The sequence below is a fragment of the Bacillus sp. FSL K6-2869 genome (genome assembly GCF_040869405.1).
Taxonomy (GTDB): Bacteria; Bacillota; Bacilli; order Bacillales; family Bacillaceae; genus Bacillus; species Bacillus altitudinis.
Genome location: NZ_CP152035.1, coordinates 3471886 through 3489560 on the forward strand (window position 1 = coordinate 3471886; position 17675 = coordinate 3489560).

Sequence of the window (17675 nt, forward strand, 5' to 3'; positions counted from 1 at the left end):
CGAGTGGGTTTCTTCGTATAATTACATCTTTTCCGGAGCCGATACGCCAATGAGTTTTAATGCATTCGCAAGCGTAATTTGTGTCGCCTTCATCAGTGATAGGCGTGCTGTTGTTTTTGTTTCATTTTCAACATCAATGACCTTCTCGGCATTGTAGAAACTGTGAAGGGCTGATGCTAGATCATAGATATAGTTTGTGACGCGGTGCGGAATACGTTTTTCTGCTGCTTCTGCTACAACCTCTGGGAAGCTACCGATGATTTTCAGAAGATCGTATTCTTTATCGGACTGAATGTGAGAGAAATCTGCTTTTTCAAGGTTTGGCTCGTAGCCTTTTTCTTCCCCTTGACGAAGCATGCTGCAAATTCTCGCATGTGCATATTGCGCATAGTACACAGGGTTTTCGTTAGACGTAGAAATCGCTAAGTCTAGGTCAAAGTCCATATGAGTCGCCGCACTTCTCATCGCAAAGAAATAGCGAGTAGCATCTAAGCCTACTTCTTCAATCAAGTCACGCATTGTGACGGCTTTACCTGTACGTTTACTCATCTTCATCTTTTCACCGTTTTTGTAAAGGTGAACGAGCTGAATGATTTCGACTTCCAGTTTGTCCGCTGGATATCCGAGTGCTTGGATAGCCGCTTTCATTCGAGGAATGTAGCCGTGATGATCCGCTCCCCAAATGTTGATGAGCTGGTCAAAACCTCTGTCCAATTTGTCTTTGTGATAAGCGATATCTGGAAGCAAGTACGTAAAGCTGCCATCTTTTTTAATCAGGACACGGTCCTTGTCATCACCAAAATCAGTTGAACGTAACCATGTTGCGCCGTCTTCTTCAAAGACATAGCCTTTAGCGCGAAGTGTTTCTAGCGCTGGTTCGATTTTTCCGTTTTCATATAAAGACGTTTCAGAATACCACACATCAAATGGGACACGGAAATTCTCTAGGTCGACACGTAGTTTTTCTAGTTCATATTTTAAACCGTACTCACGGAAAAATTTCATACGCTCTTCTTCTGATTCATGCACGAAACGGTCACCAAATTCATCCGCAAGTTTCTGCCCGATGCCTTTGATGTCTTCTCCTCTGTACCCGTCCTCTGGCATTTCTTTTTCAAGACCAAGCGCCTCAAAGTAGCGTACTTCTACAGATAGAGCAAGGTTATTGATCTGATTGCCTGCATCGTTGATATAGTATTCACGACTCACGTCGAAGCCTGCTTTATCAAGGATGTTGCAAAGAGAATCTCCTACAGCTGCGCCGCGGGCATGTCCAAGGTGAAGGTCACCTGTTGGGTTGGCTGAGACGAATTCGACTTGCACTTTTTGACCGCCGCCTGTATTCGTTTCGCCATAAGCCTCTTTTGCTTCAAGAACTGCCGGAATCAGTTTCGTTAGATATTGATTGTTCATATAAAAGTTGATGAATCCTGGACCTGCAATATCCAGTTTTTCAATAGAAGCTTTCCCTTTATCAAACGCATTGACGATGTCCTCGGCGATTTGACGAGGTGCTTTTTTCGCAATGCGTGCAAGCTGCATCGCCATATTGGTGGAATAATCACCGTGAGTTTTGTCTTTTGGCACTTCCAAAAGAACATCCGGCACCTGGCTTTCATCAGCAAGTCCTGCTTTGACGACTGCCGCAATGATTTCTTCTTTTAACGCATCTTTGACCTGTTCTGCGATATTCATGAACGTAAATCCTCCTTATATGAAATCGATAATGTATGTAAATGCTTTTGATCTTCACCTGTCAGCATATCGTACGTAATGTGTAGAAGCCCATTGTCTACATCAAGATCAATACCATGTGTGTGCACATCGAGTTGAAGTGTGCCAAATGGCATCGTGTAATGTGTCACGGTCGTTTCTCCAGTGAGAAAGCGTTGCTTCATTTGAATCGCACCTGATCTCATGACAAAAATTTCTTTTTCACTTATTTTGACAACAGTTTTTACTTGACCCATTTCATGTTCTTCATGGTAAGTGAGATACGTTTTGTCATTCTTCTCTTGATACGTTCCAGTTGTTCGGAATTCGATCGTTTCAGCCGGTTCCGTCTCTGGTTTCATCACTGACTTTACATGAATTGAAATTCGGTTTTGTGTCATTTTGCACTTCCTTTGCTAAGACCCGTTTAACTAAAATAGTATACCATAATCCCGATTGCCTATCATCCCATCATTTCTCATCTTCGTGTGGATGAAACCCCCTTTTTGATCTTCACATGTCTCTTTAGAAAAAAAGAAAAATGAAGCTCACGCCTATCACGAGTCCAGTCTTGAGCCCTGCGCTTTTTCGATTGATGAGATAAAACAGTGCTTGGATACCTGAACTTGCCAAAAATGCCTGAAAGAAATCAAATGGGAGAAGATGCCCTTGCTTATAAACAAATAGCATAAACAGCGCTATGCCAGTAAGATAGAAAAAGCCTCGATCCTGAAACAGATGAACCATCTCATCCTTTGCCTCTTTTTTCGAGGTGAACGTGGGCGGACTCGCTGCAAGCTCTCTTTTCAGCGTAAGAAAGCCTGCCGCTAACACACATAAAGCGAGTAATACCATCAATACAGAAGAAAACACGACCTGCCTCCTTTATCATGTCACCAATGTAAAAAAAGAGCTTGTCCATATGAGATGACAAGCTCCTCTATCAATGTTATTTCACAAAACCAAGCAGCATTTCACGTAAAAGTTTGCTTGCTGTATTCGCCGTTTGATCGGAATGATCATATACAGGCGCTACCTCTACAAGGTCTGCACCGACGACATGCACATCAGAACCAGCAATGGCATGAATAGATGCCAGCAGTTCTTTTGACGTAATACCGCCAGCATCTACCGTTCCTGTACCAGGTGCATGAGCTGGGTCAAGTACATCGATGTCAATTGTCACATACACTGGGCGACCTTTCAGCTTTGGTAATACTTGTTTCAATGGCTCCAGCACTTCAAATTTAGAAATGTGCATGCCTACTTCTTTTGCCCATTCAAATTCTTCTTTCATCCCTGAACGGATGCCGAAAGAGTATACATTTTCAGGTCCAATAAGTCCTGCAACTTTACGAATCGGTGTCGAATGTGAAAGCGGCTCACCCTCATATTCCTCACGAAGATCGGTATGTGCGTCCATATGGATGATTGCCAAATCAGGGTATTTCTTATACATCGCACGGAAAACCGGCCAAGACACAAGATGCTCGCCGCCCATTCCTAATGGAAACTTCCCTTTTTCTAAAATGCTGTCGACATACTCTTCAATTAAATCTAAGCTTTTCTGTGCATTGCCAAATGGAAGCGGGATATCGCCAGCATCAAAGAATGGCACCTCGTGCAGTTCACGATCTAAATAAGGGCTGTATTCCTCTAATCCAATGGATACTTCACGAATACGGTTCGGGCCAAAACGTGAGCCTGGACGGTAACTGACGGTCCAATCCATCGGCATCCCGTATAAAATGACTTTCGCATCTTCCCATGTCGGATGACTTCCAATAAACACTTTTCCTGAATAAGCCTCGTCGAATCTCATGCAAGATTCCTCCTTTTACGCTTCAAAAAATGCGCAAACGGTCATTTGCGCATTTCCACTTCGCTTGATTTATTTGATTAAGTCGCTCACAAATTTCGGCAGAACGAATGCCGCTTTGTGCAATTCTTTTGTGTAATATTTCGTATCAATATCAAAGAAGCGGCTGTCTTCTACAGCAAGTGGATCATACTTCTTAGAACCGATAGTAAATGTCCAAAGACCGCTTGGATATGTTGGGATATTCGCTGTATATAACTTGGTAATCGGGAAAATTTCTTTTACATCACGCTGTACATTTGTAATTAACTCAGGTGTGAACCAAGGGTTGTCCGTCTGTGCAACGAAAATACCGTCTTCTTTGAGTGCTTTTGAGATTCCTGCATAGAAACCTTTAGAGAACAAGTTCACAGCTGGTCCAACTGGCTCAGTTGAGTCAACCATGATCACGTCATATTCGTTGTCGGCTTCTGCAATGTGCATAAAGCCGTCTCCGACTTTCACCTCTACACGAGGATCGTCTAGTTTCCCAGCAATTGAAGGAAGGAACTTCTTCGAGTATTCAATGACCTTGCCATCAATATCAACAAGTGTCGCTTTTTTCACACTTGGATGCTTCAGGATTTCACGAATGACACCACCGTCTCCTCCGCCTACGACAAGAACATTTTCCGGGTTTGGATGAGTGAAAAGAGGAACATGTGCCACCATTTCGTGGTATACAAACTCATCTTTCTCTGATGTCATCACCATACCGTCTAAAAACAGCATATTGCCAAACTCTTCTGTTTCCACCATTTCTAAATGCTGAAAATCTGTTTGTTCTGTGTGAAGGGTCTTCTTTACCTTCAATGTAATGCCAAAATTCTTCGTTTGCTTCTCTGTATACCAAAGTTCGCTCATTGTTCATCTTCCTCTCATCCAATAATAAACAAACATCTATTGTTAGCGCCTTTTATCGGCTATGACTATATCGATTGTCCAAGAAAAAAGTATAGTGGATTCATATCAAATTGTAAAGAACCGCATGAGATAACTTCATTTTTAAAGCACACCCTTGCAGTCGCCTGTTTAAAACGGTTTTCTTTGTCCCATACTGTTAAAAAACCGTCAAAATGGGGGCTTTGCATGGACACAATCATGAGTAATAAAAAAATCCGCATGACCGTGAAAACGATTCGGGCCTGTTTTTTTATCGGCTTGCTCGCTTTTCTATTTGCAGGCACAGTCTTTTTGACGATTCTTTTACTAGCTAAGTGGCAAGGCGCTCCCTCTGTTCAAGTTCCCCAATCCACGACCATTTATGCAGCCGATGGGTCTAAACTTGGCGAATCGAGCTTTGGAGAAAAGAGATACTGGATTCCGTTAAAGGACATGTCCCCTCATATACAGCAGGCAGTGGTCGCGGTTGAGGATAAAACCTTTTATCAGCATCACGGCTTTGATGTGAAACGAATGGCAGGTGCTGCGGTGGCAGATATTCGTGCAATGGCAAAAGTACAAGGCGCCAGCACGATCACCCAGCAGTACGCACGAAATTTATATTTAGATCATGATAAAACATGGAAGCGAAAGTGGAATGAAGCCTTTTACACCATCCGCTTAGAACAAAACTATACAAAAGATGAGATATTGGAAGGATACTTGAACACCATTTATTATGGTCACGGCGCATACGGTGTGGAAGCGGCATCCCGCCTTTACTTCGGGAAAAAAGCGAAGAACTTAACTTTAGCTGAATCTGCCTTGCTTGCCGGTATTCCAAAGGGGCCTTCTCTCTACTCCCCTTATGTGAATGAAGAAAGAGCCGAATCAAGAAAAAAGATGATCCTACAGCAAATGCAAGAGGATGGCATGATTACGAAAAAAGCAGCTGCTGATGCCAGCAAGGAAAAGCTGTCCTATCGCCCGCTCAAACAAAAGCAGCTGCAAGCAAAGCAGGCCCCGTATTTTTATGATGATGTGATTCGTGAACTGAAACAAACGCTGGGCTTAACCGAGGAACAAATTGAAACGTATGGTCTTCATATCGAAACGACCTTACAACCTGAATTACAAAAAATCGCTGAAAAGACTTTAACCAACATCATGGATTCTGAATCAGATATCCAAATCGGCTTTGCTGCCATCCATCCCCAAACAGGGCATGTACTCGCCCTCATAGGCGGAAGAGATTACGAGAAAAGCCCATTCAATCGGGTCACACAAGCGAAAAGACAGCCGGGTTCAACAATGAAACCACTTCTCTATTACATGGCTTTGCAAAATGGGTTTACACCAGCAACCGTGATGCGCAGTGAAGAAACTGTTTTTGAACTGGATGATCAAGGAAGCGGGGCTACTTATTCACCAAGCAACTATCACGGCTATTACGCCAATGACGGTATTACGATGCTTCAGGCTTTGGCTCTATCTGATAACATTTATGCGGTCAAAACCCATCTATTTTTAGGAATGGAACAGCTTGTACGTGCAGGCAAGACGTTCGGGATTCACGAAAAACTAGATCAAGTGCCTTCACTTGCGCTAGGTACTTCACCTGTCAAACCAATCGAAATGACCAATGCTTACGCGATGCTGGTCAATGGAGGAAAACGCGTCAAGCCAACCTTTATTACGAAAGTAACGGACGCAAAGGGCAACGTACTCTTTGAGGAGAAACAAAAACGAGAGCAAGTACTAGATGAAAAAGCAGCATTTGTCACCACTGACATGATGTCAGGGATGTTCAATCATCAATTAAATGGCTATACAAGTGTCACAGGTCGTACCATTTCAAAAGATCTTACCAGAACGTATGGAGGGAAATCGGGGACGACAGGTGCTGACAGCTGGATGATCGGCTTCTCTCCCCAACTCGTCACAGGTGTGTGGACCGGCTACGATAAAGGACGCACCATTGACTCGGTCAAAGAAACCGCCTATGCGAAAAAGATATGGGCTTCCTTTATGGAATCAGCCCTCTCAAACCAGCCAGCCTCCTCCTTCATGCCGCCAGACGGTGTAAAAGGCGTATATATCAATCCAAAAACCGGTGATCTCGCAGGCCCAGGATGCGAATCAAAGGTGTTCACCTATTTTATAGAAGGAACGGAGCCGACCGGTGTCTGCTATGGTGCCGGGAACAAAGCTTCTGAGCAAGACACGGCTCAGGATCAACAGCCTAAGAAATGGTGGGAAAAGTGGCTGAAACGTTAAAAATGGACATGAAAAACCCCGAGATCTGCATCTCGGGATTCTCCATGTCCTAGCTTTAACACCAGTTTACTGAAAAAACGCTTGGAATTGGTATCCATTCATCATTCTTCACAAAAATTTCACAATTACTCAGGAACAGCCAATCCTTCTTTTAATTCATCTGTAGATGCTTCCCATAACGCTTCATTGTGACTCTTCAAGAAATCAGCGAGCACCTTTTTCGATACATCATCCATATGACTGACAACGATTTTACGCTTCATGGATTTATCCATTAAATTCACATGCTCAGGAAGTGACTTATATCCTCTGCGGATCGAGCGGTCAACTGTCATTTCACAAGCTGTGACTCCTGCATAATATGGCCCCTCTTCTCTGCGGTCAATCGTCACCCATACGAGCCAATACGGTTTTCCGTTAGGTACCTCTTCTTTGGTTTTTAAAAATTTAATTCCTTTTTCGACGGCACTTCTTGCATGCATCGCACCAATATCAATGACGGCTTCCTTTTCCTCCACATCAATGATCACCGGCGAGATATTATCAAGGCTGAGGGCACCTGCCCCAAAACCTCCATGCCCATCCGTTGCATCTGTTTTTTTAATGATATTAAAACCAATTGGTTTCTTCTTTTTACCTTCCATTCATTAGACCTCCTAAAGCAGCGGCTTCAAAATAAGATTAAACCAGTATATGATTTGATCCCGCATTCCGATCAATGGAACAAAAACAAACTGACCTAGCGGTGTGATGACGAAGATGAGGAAAATGATGATCCCATACTGTTCAAATTGCGTCATCTTTGCACGGATGCCGGGACTGACAACGTCCTCAATAATACGATATCCATCCAGCGGCGGAATCGGTAATAAGTTAAATAGGAACAAAATCACGTTCAAGTTAATAAAGATTTGGAAGAAATAATCGACCCCCGGCTCAAAGCGCATCAGCGACTCCCCGCCAAATTTCTGAAGAAGCACATACACAAAAAAGCCTAGAAACGCCAACACCAAGTTACTTAATGGGCCTGCAATCGAGACGCAGATTCCTGCTAAGCGCGGGTTTTTGAAATGGTACCGATTCACAGGTACAGGCCTCGCCCAGCCAAACCCAGCCACAAAGATCAAGATCGTCCCGAAAATATCAAGGTGCTTCAATGGATTGAGCGTCAGTCTCCCTTGATTTTTAGCTGTCGGATCTCCAAAACGATACGCAACATATGCATGCGCAAGCTCGTGCATCGTAAAAGCCACAACAAGCGTAATGGCGACATATGGAATCAGTTCTAATGGATAAACAAGAAATTGGTCCAAAGGCATGAATCCCTCTTTCTTTCTATACAATGATTTACTTCATTCAGTATACTATAAGAAGTCCCTTAAACTAAAGGGAAGCGTAGCACTACAGGAAAAAGGAGGTTGCCATCATGCCGATTATCACCGTTCAAATGCTTGAAGGAAGAACAGATGAGCAGAAAAGAGCTCTTGTGGAGAAAGTCACAGATGCCGTTGTTGAAACAACAGGCGCAGGTGCAGAAAAAGTCTCTGTCATTATTGAAGAGATGAAAAAAGAACATTATGCTGTAGCAGGAAAGCGAATGAGCGACCTGTAAGCATATAAAAAGGACAAACACTTTTTCGGTGTTTGTCCTTTTTTTCTCTTACCTTATCTGTACCAAGCTTTATTACGGTTCACCTGATTTTTATGAGCCGCATCGAAGAAATCGACTGTGTAGGAATAATCATAATTCATTAAGCAGACAATGCCGCTTCCTTGAGGGTCGTGCGGTAAGCCAAAGTTATGGCCGTATTCATGCGTAGCCGCTTTTGCTGTATTCGCTGTTCCTTGGTCAAGGTTAACGGCGAATGCACTTCCGCTTGGTGCACTATTGTAGACATAAGCGATTCCGCCAGCATCAAAGTTTGGATTTGCTGTAAATCCTGTGACAAAATCGTAGCCTCTGCCATCAAAGCTGCGCTGAAGGTTAGACAAAATTTGTGATGCATTTGATCCTGAAGACGTCCAAGATCCTACGGCTTGTACGACAAAGTCCACATCATGATCACGGTTAAATGTCACATCCGCTTGCTCAATGATGCTGACAATGCGCGTCTGCCAATCACTGTATTTCGCACGATACTGCGCATCAGCTACTGCATAGACGGACACTTTCTGACTGCCTGTACTAGCTTTTGTTGAAATCGAATCTCCTGTATTTGCTTTAAAGGTTCTAGACCCTACCTGTTTACCAGACTCATCTAAAATCTTTGTTGTCACATCTCTTTCAATAGGAGGTGCCTTTGTCAAATCTTTAAAATCGTTTGCCTTTGGCAACCCTTCACTAATATGTGTTTCAAACGGCGCATGACCATGATCATGCCCATGACCTGCACTTGCAACTGGTGCAGATGCTGAACTTACCCCCGGTAACAAACTACCTACCAATAAAAATGACAAAAAGACTGAACGCTTTTTCATTCCTATCCCTCCTTTGTTTTTCACAAGGTTATATATTCACTGAAAATTCACCATTTTCCTTCTATTCAGTCAAAAACAGGGAATTGGATATACAGGAAGAAAGTCGAAACATGTCATTTTCACTAATTTTTCGGATATTTTGACACACATTTTATTCAAAATAGCGCTTTCGGTCCGGGTCTTACAAAACAAAAAAAGCCCAAAAATTGGGCTTTTGCAAAGTTAGTTCAATTCCTTCAACTGATCAATATACGCAAGAGCCGCCTCAAATTCTTCGTCCGTATAGCGCTGCTTGCTTTTAATGGTGAAGACCTTTTCCTTTACCTCATCTTTTGGCAGATCGTCAAAGTATAAAATCGTTGAGACAAGCTCTAGAAAGCGAGACGATTGCTCATTCATCTGCTTCGTCAGTACTTTGAGGTCAGGCATGTCCACTTCACACTGATCGAGAAACTCTTTCCCATTGTCCGTCAGCGAATAGCGATATTGAAAGTATCCGCCCTTTTTTTCCTTCATTTCGTCCAAGAATCCAAGGTTGCACAGCTCTTCAATTCTGAGCGTCAACTCCTCTGAATAGGGGCCATAAAAATGAAAATCGTATTTCTCGTAAAAAGGCAAATCTAGCTTTTTTGCTATGTAAATCATTTTTTGCAGCTTCTTCCGTCCAACGATTTCCCCAGATTCAGAGAACACCTTCATCAACTTTGCATGCTCTTTCAACAAATTCCCGACATCTCCTTTTTCAGTACTTCCTTATCCCAATCCAAGCAGCTTCATGATCGCCTTCTTTTCTTCAGCTTTTTCCGACATATCTACAATTAAGTCCATCGGGAAATAAAGTTTATGATCGGTTCTTCGTTTACCGGAAATGGCGTCAACAATATCTGACTGTCTCGACAGTTCTTTAATATGACCACTTTGCGTCAAGAGATGGATCGGCAGCCGTTCTTCTTCTTCGCCCGGTCTATAGAAGTCATAAGGCAAATCAGAGGAAGAGTCGACCACTAAATAATAGTCAGGATCAATTCCTGCTTCTTTGAACAAAGCCGTCAGCTTGAAATATTTCGTCATTTCTTCATTTGGATTAAACTCTGTATATTGGAATAAACGGCGGTTCATAAAACGGCGGCACAAATCAGCCAGCACGTGATCTTCTTCATCTTCCCACGCCTGAAAATAAAATAAGACAATGGATTCATCCAGCTTAATATAGTCCTCTGTGGTGACATTCCCTTCAAAAATCGAATAAAAATGCACAGGGGCATGTGTGAAAATATATCCCGTTTCATGCAGCTCTTTTGCACGATGGAGAATTTTCGTTAAAATGACTTCCGCACTGCGTGTCACTGGGTGGAAATAGACTTGCCAGTACATTTGATAGCGGCTCATAATATAATCCTCTACGGCATGCATCCCGCTCTGTTTCATCACAATCTGATCTTCTCTTGGACGCATCACGCGTAAAATACGTTCCATATCAAAGTGACCATAGCTGACGCCTGTATAGTAAGCATCACGCTGCAAGTAATCCATTCGGTCGGCATCAATTTGACTTGAAATCAAACTGACCACCTGTTTGTTTTGATACGTTTTGGCAATGACTTCTGCTACATGCTTTGGAAAATCGTCACTAACCCGGCGCAGCACTTCATTTACTTCCGTCTGCCCTAAAATGATATCTCTTGTAAACGATTCATGATCTAAATGAAAGACCTTTTCAAAGGAATGAGAAAACGGACCATGTCCAAGGTCATGAAGCAGGGCGGCACTCAGTACAAGCTCACGCTCCCCTTCATCCCATTCGGGTCTTCCTTTAAACACATCATCCACAATTCGTCTGACAATCTCGTATACACCGAGTGAATGATTAAATCGGCTGTGTTCTGCCCCATGAAACGTTAAATAAGTGGTGCCTAGCTGTTTAATTCGTCTAAGGCGCTGGAACTCTCTCGTTCCGATTAAATCCCATATCAATGCATCCCGTACGTGAACATAGCGGTGCACAGGATCTTTAAATACCTTTTCTTCGGATAATTTCCCTTTTGGATACGCCATCGTTTCGTCCCTCTTTTTTTAAGACGTGTTTCTATTATATCGGGTAACTTTTCCCGAAAACATCCTTGAATTTGCTAGCGAATGTGTTCTCATAGATTGAACGGACGTAAAAAGCCCGACCTGACAGGGACGGACCTCTTTTTAGGTCGACTGAACACATTCAGTGACATTTATTTGACTTTTTTTTGAACCTTTTCGAGTAACTCATCTTCTGTTGGTGCGGATAATGGGCGATTGTTCACAAACGCAAAAGCCTTTTTTCGTCCTGGACCGCAATACGATTGACAGCCAATCTCAATTTTTGCATCAGGGTCAACCGATTTAAGTCGAGGCAATAACGTTTTTAGGTTCGTCGCACCACAATCGTCACATACGCGAAACTCATTAGCCATGTTCTTACGCTTCCTTTCAATGATGAAACTTCATTCTATATGAAACAGTTGGACAACTAAGAGTGAATAATATACCACCCAACATTGTACATCGAAGCGACTGGAGTTGCAAGATGCATTGTCAGCACAGAGACGTATTCACATAAAAGCTAGTATTTTCCACTATCCTTTTAGCAAACTTGTATAAACCTTCTTCAACTTGGCTAATCTAATACCATCAAATCTTATGGGGGTTTAAACACATGTCAAAACAAAGACAAGATGCTTGGTCAGAGGAAAATGATCTCCTTCTGGCAGAAACCGTCTTACGTCACGTCAGAGAGGGCAGTACACAGCTGAACGCATTTGAAGAAGTGGGAGACAAGCTAAACCGTACCTCAGCGGCATGCGGATTTAGATGGAATGCTGTCGTGAGGCATCAATATGAAAAAGCATTGGCACTTGCCAAAAAACAGCGTAAACAACGCATGCGTGCACTCGGCAATGGGCAGCCTGCGAAAAAACGTTTGCTCTATCAGCCGCAAGTTGAAGAAACGATCACACAGGAAGAGTTCTCTCAAGAACTGGAACCTGCGCAAGAAGAAACGTTTGCACCTGCAGCCGAAACAGCCGAACAGCTTCAGTTTGTGGATCAAAGCTACAATGAAGAGTTAGCTAGTTTATCACATTTATTGTCACAGGCTTCTCAAGTGACAGAGAAAAAGCCAGAAACCAATCCATTTGGGCAGCGCCAAGAGCTAACCATTGAAGATATCATTGATTTCTTACGCCGCTATGAAGGCAATGGGCAGCAATCTTCTGCCTTACGCATGGAAAACAGCCGGTTAAAACAAGAAAACAATGAACTTTCACATAAAGTGTCGCAGCTAGAAGCTGAAGTGAAAAAGCTTGAAAAGGATCAGCTCACGATTCAAGAAGATTATGAAACACTCGTCAAAATCATGAACCGTGCAAGAAAACTAGTTTTGTTTGAAGAGGACGACAGTGCCGCACCAACCTTTAAAATGGATCGTAACGGCAACCTTGAAAAAATGGCTGAATAACCAAAAAGTGCTCCCCACCTGCGGGAAGCACTTTTTTAAATACCCAAAAACAGCATCACGCTAAAAAGGACATTGATCAAGAAGACGAACATAAAAATGTACCTGACTTGCCTCACCTGAAAATCACCAAACATAAAAATATAAAGCCCTGCGATACCAAGCGTCAGTACAGGCTGAAGAAACGGCACGAAAAGCGAAATGCCGTAACCGGCTCCTATGATGACAGGAAGCCATAGTAAATAGAGGTAACTGCCGTTTTTAGATTTCAAGAAACCACTCCCTCTCTTTCTTCTATCTGCTTGATTTCAGGCTGAACAAACTTGAGTCCAGCCATTGTACGTCTGCGTTTTTGTGATGTCCAAACCGCAATCGCCGGCTGATCCGTTAGAGACTCTGTGTCAATGGTGATCAGCACTTTCCCATTTAATTCAATTGAATCTTCAAACTCAATTTTGCACCCAGATAAACTGATATCATGTATGATCACCGGCACCTTCTCTTCTAGTCGGTCCTCATAGGCGATCGTGCCTGTCACACCTTGCAATGGCCTTCTCATCCATTTGCGCCGTAGAGCCTTTGGTACCTTCTCCGTTTCTCTTAAAAAGCGGAGAAACGTCCGAACGGCATACGATTTTTTCTCACGATCCGTCATTGCTACATGCTCTCGTGTGAATAAGAAACGGATCAGTGATAAATACTCTGATTTTTGTGTGTCAGTAAAAGCAACACCAACCATCAGCTGGTCTCCCTCTGGATAGCTCCAAACCACGTCACACGACACGCTTTCATTCTCTGAAAAAAACAATTGCGTTTGTCCTTGATAAAGAGAAGACGCTTGGTCCAATGGAATGGATAGACGTGCACCTGAATCACTCATATCTAGTAGAAAACAAGCAATCGACTGATCTTGATGATCAGAACGAAGATGCCCCTCTTTTTCAATGACAAACCGCTCTGATTTCCGATAACGCGGTCGATCAAATGCCACAAGCAGTGCCATGAATAAGCCTGCACCGTTATAAAGCACCCAAAAAATATTAATCAACATGAGATCAGCGTTCATCGTCCCATTTACCTTCACATCGTAACCTATTTTCACAAGGGCAAGCAATGAGAGCAGCAAGAAGATCAGATGGGGAATCATCGTTTTCAAATGAAAATGTCTTTTGTCCGTTTGAATTCCCTTCGGTGTCACCAGAAATTCAACACGTTTTTTCAAGAACAGTTCACTGAGTGCCACACCAGCTAAGTGGAATGCCATAGAACTTTCATAAATATGACTCCAAAACATGCTTCTCTTTTGATTCGACACAAGTTTAAATGCTAAATAGGAACTAAAGAATGCCGGTAGCCAAAACATGAAAACGGACTGGAAATCTGCCCAGAAACTTTGAATACCAAACAATAAAAACAAAATCGGTGTGAGAATATAAATCATTTTAAACAAACCGTTAAACCAATACACAATGCCATCTAAATAAAGAACTCTCTGCATAAGCGTTAAGCCGCGCACCTTCAAAGGATTAAACTTACGGGCACACTGAATGTTCCCTCTCGACCAGCGATCTCTTTGCTTTAACAGATCAAGCCAGCTTTCAGGTGCCAGACCGACGGCTAATACTTCTCCGACAGACACAGATTTGAATTTCCCTTGGAGAAGCATTCCTGTTGCCATGTCTTCTGTAATCACTCCAGTAGCAAATCCGCCAATTTCATCTAATGCCGTTCTTCTAAATACCGTATTACTCCCAACATACATAACGGCATTAAACCGATCCTTACCAGCTTGGAGAGTTTGCATGAAAAAGTCCTGCTCATTTGGAATCCGATCTTTCGAGAACATATTATATTGGAAAGGATCTTCGTTATAAAACGCCTGTGGAACTTGAACAAACGCAGTTGCTCCATCATGAAAATAGGGCACTGTTTTTTCTAAAAAGGAAGGAAGAGGGACCATATCTGCATCAAGTGTCAGAATCAGCTCTCCATCCGTTTGAGACATCGCATGATTTAAATTACCTGCCTTAGCAAATCTGTTATCTGTTCTTGTCAGATAATGAACACCGAACGCAGAAGCAAGCTGCGCTACAGCTTCCCTATTGCCATCATCACATAAATAAATTTGAACGCTTTCCTTCGGATAAGAGAGATTCAAACAACCTGCAACAGCGCGTTTCAGCACCTCAATTGGTTCATTATATGTAGCTATGAAAATATCAACTGTTGGCAGCCTTTCAAGATCACTGATCATGACTTGTTTCCGGTTTGAAGGCTTCCAAACAAGTGTATAAAACACAAGCAACTGGATAAACCCAATGCATTCACAGACAACAAGCAAAATGCCCATGACAACATTAAAAGTACCTTCATGCGGCAATGTAAAGAAGAGACGCCAGCAAATATAGGCAGCATTTGTTAACACACATAGCACAATGATGACTTTTTTCACAGTAGAGGCCATTGGCTGTATACGATATATCATATACAACAGAGACAACATACAAAGCATAAACAGCGGGTAATACGTGGTGATGAATGACAATACATTTTCCTTCTTTCTTATGTCATAAAGGACTATCACATATAAAATGTCATAACAAAGGAGGGGATTCTTCCATTAGATTGCCCCTCCATTTCTATATAAATCATTTCCACAATCGATCTAACTGATTTGAATAAAAATCAATGGCCCTTCGATAACTCAAAATAGCAGGATCATTTGTCGTTTCAGTTAAACAGTTCAGTAATATTTCCATTGCTTTGCTATGTTCATTTAAATTATACAAAGTCATGGCATAAAACGTTTGAATGGCTTTATTATGCGGATAAGCTTCCATCGCATGGAGGAATAATTGTTTTGACTTTTCATATTCCCCTAAGGTTCTGTATGTACTTCCTAATCCTAAGAAAGCATCTTCTCTTTCTTCTGAAGACAAACCTAGTTCAAGGGCCCTCTCATAAAAAAAGACAGCTTGTTTTTCCTTCCCTAACACATCATAACTCCAAGCACATTGATAGTGAATGGAGGCATGATCTGGATACTCTTCTACAAGACGAATGAGCATGTCATTGGATTCTTGAAGATGTCCACTTTCTCGAAGTTCAATAGCTTTCAGAAGTTTCGTTTCCATTACATCACCCCTATTTTTAAGATGGGACGATATGTTTACGAGAACACTTTCTCATTCCGCTCAATCATCCGTGTCATGTTCTTCTCAAACTCCAGTTGTTCCTCGGTGGTCAACCCTGAAGCAGTCAGTTGCTCGCTCAGTTTTTGAAGTTCTTCTAGTAAAAGACGCATGAGAAGCGCACAATCAATGGGTTCTCCAGTTAATTCTGATAGAGATGCCATCGTATCAGGCTGTATATCAGGGAATACCGCTTTCACCTCATGCCTTCTATCCTTTAAGGCCGCCTCATAAAAACGGCGAATCAAATCAGCTCGTTTTCGACCGCTTCCATCTGCACACAAATAGATTTGCACAGCGACCCCTCCGCGTAATCTACGCTGAGAAATGCCGGCAAATTTCTTTCCATTGATGCTCAAATCGTAGCTACCTGGACAGTAAGAGCCGACAATTTCATAGGCTTCAATGTCCACCTCATACATCGACAGCATCCGGCGGATCAATTCCACCATCGCATCATATCCACGGTCAATATCAATGCCCTTCTTTTGTTCCGCAAAGATTAAAGACACATTTAGTACGCCTTCATCCAGCACAACAGCAAGACCACCTGAATTGCGCACAATGACGCGATATCCCTCTTCCTCAAGAAGCTTTACACCCTCTTGGAGAAATGGAAGTCTTGTATCCTGAATCCCAAGAACGACCGTATTGTGGTGTACCCAAGAACGCGCTGTCGCTGGTGAGAGTCCTTTCCCGACCGACGCACAAAGCGTATCATCCATCGCAAAAGATTGCTTCGGGTCCACATAAAGACCAAGGCTCGATTGATCTATGATTCGCCATGTCGGCTGTGTCAATAACTCAATAGGTTCATTTTTCATGTCCTGCATATCCTCTCGTTCATAAACTGTGTTTATTATAACATGGAGGGAGAATGAGAGAGAAAAAAGCTCTATGACAAGGAACGTCACAGAGCTTTTCAACTGGATGCTTTGGTTTTCTTGCTCTTCCTTTTCGAGATGAAATAAACAGTTGCAATCAAAACGACAGGAACCCCAACCACGAGGCCCGCAGCGATCAATGTGTTCCACGGCAAATCGATCATCTCCTTAATAGACTAAACTTCTATGAAACAGCCGTGACTTACCCAGCTTAACAAGTCTTCAGCCACCAATTCCGCATGCTGAGGGTCCATCACACCAGCATCGACGATCCACACTTTTTTCTCCTCTTCTGCCTGCCGCATGAGAAGTACTCGCCCACCGCCATCGTCACCAATGGCTACATAGCCGCTGGCATAATGATGGACTTCCCATGTTGCATTGCGTTCCACTATTTCCTCAGTTCCATATAGTAGAACGTCGCCTTCGACGGAACATCCATTTGTCTGTTTTAGTAATGCTTTATATGTATGGGGCAGCACCATGTTTAACTCGGATTCTGCCTCTTTGATATGTATATCACTTGCTGGTTTGTTTATGACCAGGTTGGGAATCTGAGAAAAATGAATCATTTTGAAAGCCCCCTAAAAGGATGTACAAGCGTTTATTCAGCTGATTTTGGCATAATTCTTTTATACACCCGCAGGAGCACTTTTAATAGAAAATAGAAAATGATGACATCGAGTATAAAACCAAAAAATAGAAATTCAACACCATAATTTGAATGCAGGACTAGCCAATCAATGGGAAAACCTCGATAATCCGAACCGGCATGTGGGACATAAACCCCTCTCATAAAAGCTGTCCCAATGACGAGAAGAACACTGATGCTTAATAGCCAATTGACTGTTTTTTTGTTTTTGTGTTGTTTACGTTCCATATGAATTCCTTTCCCTGTTTGACTA

20 protein-coding genes are annotated in these 17675 nt (G+C 42.6%); 3 read left to right on the forward strand and 17 right to left on the reverse strand.

The genetic code is table 11. From position 1 onward, the window contains the following. Positions 1–21 precede the first annotated feature (21 nt). From argS to speE, 5 genes are all read right to left on the reverse strand, one after another. Positions 22–1695: an arginine--tRNA ligase gene (gene argS / locus MHI58_RS17935; protein WP_008343507.1), complete on the reverse strand. Its 1674-nt coding sequence runs from the start codon at positions 1693–1695 to the stop codon at positions 22–24. After that, positions 1692–2114, reverse strand: coding sequence for a DUF1934 domain-containing protein (locus tag MHI58_RS17940; protein ID WP_045033910.1), 423 nt, complete (start codon positions 2112–2114; stop codon positions 1692–1694). The genes argS and MHI58_RS17940 overlap by 4 nt, the downstream gene beginning before the upstream one ends. 124 nt (positions 2115–2238) lie before the next feature. After that, positions 2239–2586, reverse strand: a complete 348-nt coding sequence (locus MHI58_RS17945; RefSeq protein WP_035389831.1) for a hypothetical protein — start codon at positions 2584–2586, stop codon at positions 2239–2241. A gap of 76 nt (positions 2587–2662) precedes the next feature. Next, on the reverse strand, positions 2663–3535 hold the full coding sequence (speB, locus tag MHI58_RS17950; protein ID WP_045033909.1) for an agmatinase: 873 nt from the start codon (positions 3533–3535) through the stop codon (positions 2663–2665). Between the two features lie 69 nt (positions 3536–3604). Beyond that, complete coding sequence (gene speE, locus MHI58_RS17955; RefSeq protein ID WP_045033908.1) at positions 3605–4435, reverse strand: spermidine synthase; 831 nt, start codon at positions 4433–4435, stop codon at positions 3605–3607. Positions 4436–4660: 225 nt separating this feature from the next. Between speE and MHI58_RS17960 the strand changes: the two genes are divergently transcribed. Beyond that, positions 4661–6730, forward strand: coding sequence for a transglycosylase domain-containing protein (locus MHI58_RS17960; protein ID WP_045033907.1), 2070 nt, complete (start codon positions 4661–4663; stop codon positions 6728–6730). A 125-nt stretch (positions 6731–6855) separates the two neighbouring features. On the opposite strand, the gene MHI58_RS17965 is transcribed toward MHI58_RS17960, so the two are convergent. After that, a complete protein-coding gene (locus MHI58_RS17965) occupies positions 6856–7374 on the reverse strand; it encodes a YwhD family protein (protein WP_012011599.1) in 519 nt (172 codons plus the stop codon). Positions 7375–7386: 12 nt separating this feature from the next. Beyond that, positions 7387–8043, reverse strand: coding sequence for a site-2 protease family protein (locus MHI58_RS17970; protein ID WP_234710282.1), 657 nt, complete (start codon positions 8041–8043; stop codon positions 7387–7389). Between the two features lie 113 nt (positions 8044–8156). On the opposite strand from MHI58_RS17970, the gene MHI58_RS17975 reads away from it, so the two are divergent. Beyond that, positions 8157–8342, forward strand: coding sequence for a 2-hydroxymuconate tautomerase (locus MHI58_RS17975; RefSeq protein ID WP_008343530.1), 186 nt, complete (start codon positions 8157–8159; stop codon positions 8340–8342). A 53-nt stretch (positions 8343–8395) separates the two neighbouring features. Here the strand turns inward: MHI58_RS17975 and MHI58_RS17980 are convergent, their stop codons facing one another. From MHI58_RS17980 to MHI58_RS17995, 4 genes are all read right to left on the reverse strand, one after another. Then, positions 8396–9208 carry a zinc-dependent metalloprotease gene (locus MHI58_RS17980; protein WP_045033905.1) on the reverse strand — a complete coding sequence of 271 codons (813 nt, stop codon included), beginning with the start codon at positions 9206–9208 and terminating at the stop codon, positions 8396–8398. 222 nt (positions 9209–9430) lie between these two features. Continuing rightward, a complete protein-coding gene (locus MHI58_RS17985) occupies positions 9431–9931 on the reverse strand; it encodes a YwgA family protein (RefSeq protein WP_045033903.1) in 501 nt (166 codons plus the stop codon). 30 nt (positions 9932–9961) lie between these two features. After that, positions 9962–11263: an HD domain-containing protein gene (locus MHI58_RS17990; RefSeq protein ID WP_007497716.1), complete on the reverse strand. Its 1302-nt coding sequence runs from the start codon at positions 11261–11263 to the stop codon at positions 9962–9964. Between the two features lie 170 nt (positions 11264–11433). Further along, positions 11434–11655, reverse strand: coding sequence for a DUF1450 domain-containing protein (locus tag MHI58_RS17995; protein WP_045033902.1), 222 nt, complete (start codon positions 11653–11655; stop codon positions 11434–11436). A gap of 242 nt (positions 11656–11897) precedes the next feature. Here MHI58_RS17995 and MHI58_RS18000 point away from each other — a divergent pair, with 242 nt between their 5' ends. Next, a complete protein-coding gene (locus MHI58_RS18000; RefSeq protein ID WP_045033901.1) occupies positions 11898–12698 on the forward strand; it encodes an RsfA family transcriptional regulator in 801 nt (266 codons plus the stop codon). A 35-nt stretch (positions 12699–12733) separates the two neighbouring features. Here the strand turns inward: MHI58_RS18000 and MHI58_RS18005 are convergent, their stop codons facing one another. The 6 genes from MHI58_RS18005 to MHI58_RS18030 form a co-directional block, all read right to left on the reverse strand. Next, a complete protein-coding gene (locus MHI58_RS18005; protein ID WP_045033899.1) occupies positions 12734–12967 on the reverse strand; it encodes a DUF5970 family protein in 234 nt (77 codons plus the stop codon). Beyond that, complete coding sequence (locus MHI58_RS18010) at positions 12964–15240, reverse strand: glycosyltransferase (protein WP_045033898.1); 2277 nt, start codon at positions 15238–15240, stop codon at positions 12964–12966. Before MHI58_RS18010 ends, MHI58_RS18005 begins: the two co-directional genes overlap by 4 nt. Before the next feature lie 103 nt (positions 15241–15343). Continuing rightward, positions 15344–15829, reverse strand: a complete 486-nt coding sequence (locus tag MHI58_RS18015; protein WP_045033895.1) for a tetratricopeptide repeat protein — start codon at positions 15827–15829, stop codon at positions 15344–15346. Between the two features lie 35 nt (positions 15830–15864). Then, positions 15865–16710 (reverse strand): lipoate--protein ligase family protein, encoded by an 846-nt coding sequence (locus MHI58_RS18020; protein WP_045034058.1) that lies wholly within the window; start codon positions 16708–16710, stop codon positions 15865–15867. Between the two features lie 236 nt (positions 16711–16946). Continuing rightward, positions 16947–17342: an SMI1/KNR4 family protein gene (locus MHI58_RS18025; RefSeq protein WP_045033894.1), complete on the reverse strand. Its 396-nt coding sequence runs from the start codon at positions 17340–17342 to the stop codon at positions 16947–16949. A 32-nt stretch (positions 17343–17374) separates the two neighbouring features. Further along, the gene (locus MHI58_RS18030; RefSeq protein ID WP_045033893.1) at positions 17375–17650 is read right to left on the reverse strand and encodes a hypothetical protein; all 276 of its coding nucleotides are present in this window, start codon (positions 17648–17650) and stop codon (positions 17375–17377) included. Between the last annotated feature and the right edge of the window lie 25 nt (positions 17651–17675).

Bases quoted from the DNA above. Each gene is read 5' to 3' on its own strand.
- argS (WP_008343507.1), bottom strand. From the start codon at position 1,695: ATGAATATCGCAGAACAGGTCAAAGATGCGTTAAAAGAAGAAATCATT.
- MHI58_RS17940 (WP_045033910.1), bottom strand. From the start codon at position 2,114: ATGACACAAAACCGAATTTCAATTCATGTAAAGTCAGTGATGAAACCA.
- speB (WP_045033909.1), bottom strand. From the start codon at position 3,535: ATGAGATTCGACGAGGCTTATTCAGGAAAAGTGTTTATTGGAAGTCAT.
- speE (WP_045033908.1), bottom strand. From the start codon at position 4,435: ATGAGCGAACTTTGGTATACAGAGAAGCAAACGAAGAATTTTGGCATT.
- MHI58_RS17960 (WP_045033907.1), top strand. From the start codon at position 4,661: ATGGACACAATCATGAGTAATAAAAAAATCCGCATGACCGTGAAAACG.
- MHI58_RS17965 (WP_012011599.1), bottom strand. From the start codon at position 7,374: ATGGAAGGTAAAAAGAAGAAACCAATTGGTTTTAATATCATTAAAAAA.
- MHI58_RS17975 (WP_008343530.1), top strand. From the start codon at position 8,157: ATGCCGATTATCACCGTTCAAATGCTTGAAGGAAGAACAGATGAGCAG.
- MHI58_RS17980 (WP_045033905.1), bottom strand. From the start codon at position 9,208: ATGAAAAAGCGTTCAGTCTTTTTGTCATTTTTATTGGTAGGTAGTTTG.
- MHI58_RS17990 (WP_007497716.1), bottom strand. From the start codon at position 11,263: ATGGCGTATCCAAAAGGGAAATTATCCGAAGAAAAGGTATTTAAAGAT.
- MHI58_RS17995 (WP_045033902.1), bottom strand. From the start codon at position 11,655: ATGGCTAATGAGTTTCGCGTATGTGACGATTGTGGTGCGACGAACCTA.
- MHI58_RS18000 (WP_045033901.1), top strand. From the start codon at position 11,898: ATGTCAAAACAAAGACAAGATGCTTGGTCAGAGGAAAATGATCTCCTT.
- MHI58_RS18015 (WP_045033895.1), bottom strand. From the start codon at position 15,829: ATGGAAACGAAACTTCTGAAAGCTATTGAACTTCGAGAAAGTGGACAT.
- MHI58_RS18020 (WP_045034058.1), bottom strand. From the start codon at position 16,710: ATGAAAAATGAACCTATTGAGTTATTGACACAGCCGACATGGCGAATC.
- MHI58_RS18025 (WP_045033894.1), bottom strand. From the start codon at position 17,342: ATGATTCATTTTTCTCAGATTCCCAACCTGGTCATAAACAAACCAGCA.
- MHI58_RS18030 (WP_045033893.1), bottom strand. From the start codon at position 17,650: ATGGAACGTAAACAACACAAAAACAAAAAAACAGTCAATTGGCTATTA.